This window comes from Mesorhizobium sp., assembly GCF_017306585.1.
Taxonomy (GTDB): domain Bacteria; phylum Pseudomonadota; class Alphaproteobacteria; order Rhizobiales; family Rhizobiaceae; genus Mesorhizobium.
In genome coordinates this window covers 1-3144 of record NZ_JAFKIC010000353.1, presented here as the reverse complement: position 1 = coordinate 3144, position 3144 = coordinate 1, and the positions used below count along the sequence as shown (strand labels likewise).

Annotated in this window: 3 protein-coding genes; all 3 read left to right on the top strand. The window is 62.5% G+C overall.

What is annotated here, in order from left to right; all coding sequences use genetic code 11:
* Positions 1 to 74 precede the first annotated feature (74 nt).
* Positions 75 to 545: a 30S ribosomal protein S7 gene (gene rpsG / locus J0I79_RS34595; protein ID WP_006202127.1), complete on the top strand. Its 471-nt coding sequence runs from the start codon at positions 75 to 77 to the stop codon at positions 543 to 545.
* 29 nt (positions 546 to 574) lie between these two features.
* A complete protein-coding gene (gene fusA, locus J0I79_RS34590) occupies positions 575 to 2665 on the top strand; it encodes an elongation factor G (RefSeq protein ID WP_292870541.1) in 2091 nt (696 codons plus the stop codon).
* A gap of 100 nt (positions 2666 to 2765) precedes the next feature.
* A partial coding sequence (locus J0I79_RS34585; protein ID WP_292870538.1) for a GTP-binding protein occupies positions 2766 to 3144 on the top strand: 379 nt, incomplete at its 3' end.

The following is a 3144-nucleotide window of genomic DNA, read 5'->3' as shown; positions in this document are numbered from 1 at the left end:
TCCGAAGTAAGGTTTTCCGGCTTCGGCGCTTTTTTTCACTGCGCCGGGCTATGAGAGATTGAGAGACAAAAGCCATGTCCCGTCGTCACAGTGCAGAAAAGCGTGAGATCAACCCGGATCCGAAGTTCGGCGATCTGATCGTTACCAAGTTCATGAACGCCGTCATGTATGACGGCAAGAAGTCGGTTGCCGAGACCATCGTCTACGGTGCGCTCGACCAGGTCCAGTCGAAGACCAAGCAGGAGCCGGTCACCGTCTTCCATCAGGCGCTCGACAATGTCGCGCCGCATGTTGAAGTGCGTTCGCGTCGCGTCGGCGGCGCCACCTACCAGGTTCCGGTCGACGTGCGCCCCGAGCGTCGTCAGGCATTGGCCATCCGCTGGCTGATCGCTGCCGCCCGCAACCGCAACGAGACCACGATGATCGATCGCCTCTCCGGCGAGCTGATGGATGCGGCCAACAACCGCGGCACGGCCGTCAAGAAGCGTGAAGACACCCACAAAATGGCTGAAGCCAACCGCGCTTTCGCACACTACCGCTGGTAAAGCGCGAACAGGACTGAGAGGCAGCTACGATGGCCCGCGAATACAAAATCGAAGACTACCGCAATTTCGGGATCATGGCGCATATTGACGCCGGCAAGACGACGACCACCGAGCGCGTCCTCTATTACACGGGCAAGTCGCACAAGATCGGCGAAGTGCACGACGGCGCTGCGACCATGGACTGGATGGAGCAGGAGCAGGAACGCGGCATCACCATCACGTCCGCCGCGACCACGACCTTCTGGAAGGGCCGTGACGGCAAGATGCGCCGCTTCAACATCATCGACACCCCCGGACACGTCGACTTCACCATCGAAGTCGAGCGTTCGCTGCGCGTGCTCGACGGCGCCATCGCGCTGCTCGACGCCAACGCCGGTGTCGAGCCGCAGACGGAAACTGTCTGGCGCCAGGCCGACAAGTACCGCGTGCCGCGCATGATCTTCTGCAACAAGATGGACAAGATCGGCGCCGACTTCTACCGCTCGGTCGAGATGATCGGTTCGCGCCTTGGCGCGCAGGCTGTCGTCATGCAGCTGCCGATTGGCGCCGAGACCGAGTTCAAGGGCGTCGTCGACCTGGTCGAGATGAACGCGCTCGTCTGGCGCGACGAGACGCTGGGCGCTGCCTGGGACGTCGTCGAGATCCCCGCCGACCTCAAGGCTCGTGCCGAGGAATACCGCGAGAAGATGATAGAAGCCGCCGTCGAAATGGACGAGGGCGCTCTCGAGAACTATCTCGAAGGCAAGATGCCGTCGAATGACGAGATCCGCTCGCTGATCCGCAAGGGCACGATCGCGGTCAAGTTCTTCCCGATGTTCTGCGGCTCGGCCTTCAAGAACAAGGGCGTGCAGCCGCTGCTCGACGCCGTCGTCGAGTATCTGCCGTCGCCGGCCGACGTCCCCGCCATCAAGGGCGTCGATGCCAAGACCGATGCTGAAATCGAGCGTCATGCGGTCGACGACGAGCCGCTGTCGATGCTTGCGTTCAAGATCATGAACGACCCGTTCGTGGGTTCGCTGACCTTCGCGCGCATCTACTCCGGCAAGCTCACCAAGGGCATCTCGGTCGACAACACCGTCAAGGGCAAGAAGGAGCGCATCGGCCGCATGCTGCAGATGCATGCGAACTCGCGCGCCGACGTCGAAGAAGCTTTTGCCGGCGACATCGTCGCCCTGGCCGGCCTCAAGGACACCACCACCGGCGACACGCTGTGCGATCCGCTGCACCCGGTCATCCTCGAGCGCATGGAATTCCCCGATCCGGTCATCCAGATCGCGATCGAGCCGAAGACCAAGAACGACCAGGAAAAGATGGGCCTCGCCCTTCACCGCCTGGCCGCCGAGGATCCGTCCTTCCGCGTCAAGACCGACGAGGAAAGCGGCCAGACGATCATCTCCGGCATGGGCGAACTGCACCTCGACATCATCGTCGACCGCATGCGTCGCGAGTTCAAGGTGGAAGCCAATGTCGGCGCGCCGCAGGTGGCCTATCGCGAGACGATCACCCGCAAGCACGAGCAGGACTACACGCACAAGAAGCAGACCGGCGGCACGGGCCAGTTCGCCCGCGTCAAGGTTGTGTTCGAGCCGAACACCGAGAGCGAAGAGTTCGTGTTCGAGTCCAAGATCGTCGGCGGCGCGGTGCCGAAGGAATACATCCCGGGCGTCGAGAAGGGCATCCAGAGCGTCATGGGCGCTGGTCCGTTCGCGGGCTTCCCGATGATCGGTGTCCGCGCGACGCTGATCGACGGCGCATACCACGACGTCGACTCTTCGGTCCTGGCCTTCGAAATCGCCTCTCGCGCTTGCTTCCGTGAGGCCGCACCCAAGCTTGGCGTGCAGCTGCTGGAGCCGATCATGAAGGTCGAAGTCGTGACGCCTGAGGATTATGTCGGCAGCGTCATCGGTGACCTGAACGGCCGCCGCGGCCAGATCCAGGGCCAGGAAGCACGCGGCGTGGCCGTCGTGATCAATGCGATGGTGCCGCTGGCCAACATGTTCAAGTACGTCGACAACCTGCGCTCGATGAGCCAGGGCCGCGCGGCCTACACGATGCAGTTCGATCACTATGAGCCGGTCCCTACGGCGGTGGCCCAGGAAGTCCAGAAAAAGTACGCGTAAGAATGCCTGTGCCACCGGAACCGCAGTTCTTGCGCGTTTCCGGGACGGATAGAGCGAATATCAATTTCCCCGAGCGGGACGAGTAAGACGGAGAACCACAGTGGCAAAAGGTAAATTCGAGCGCACTAAGCCTCATGTGAACATCGGCACGATCGGCCACGTCGATCACGGCAAGACGTCGCTGACGGCTGCGATCACCAAGTATTTCGGCGAATACAAGCGTTATGACCAGATCGACGCGGCTCCCGAAGAGAAGGCGCGCGGCATCACCATCTCGACGGCGCACGTCGAATACGAGACCGCCAACCGCCACTACGCCCACGTCGACTGCCCCGGCCACGCCGACTATGTGAAGAACATGATCACCGGTGCCGCGCAGATGGACGGCGCGATCCTGGTCGTGTCGGCCGCCGACGGCCCGATGCCGCAGACCCGCGAGCACATCCTGCTCGCCCGTCAGGTCGGCGTGCCGTCGATCG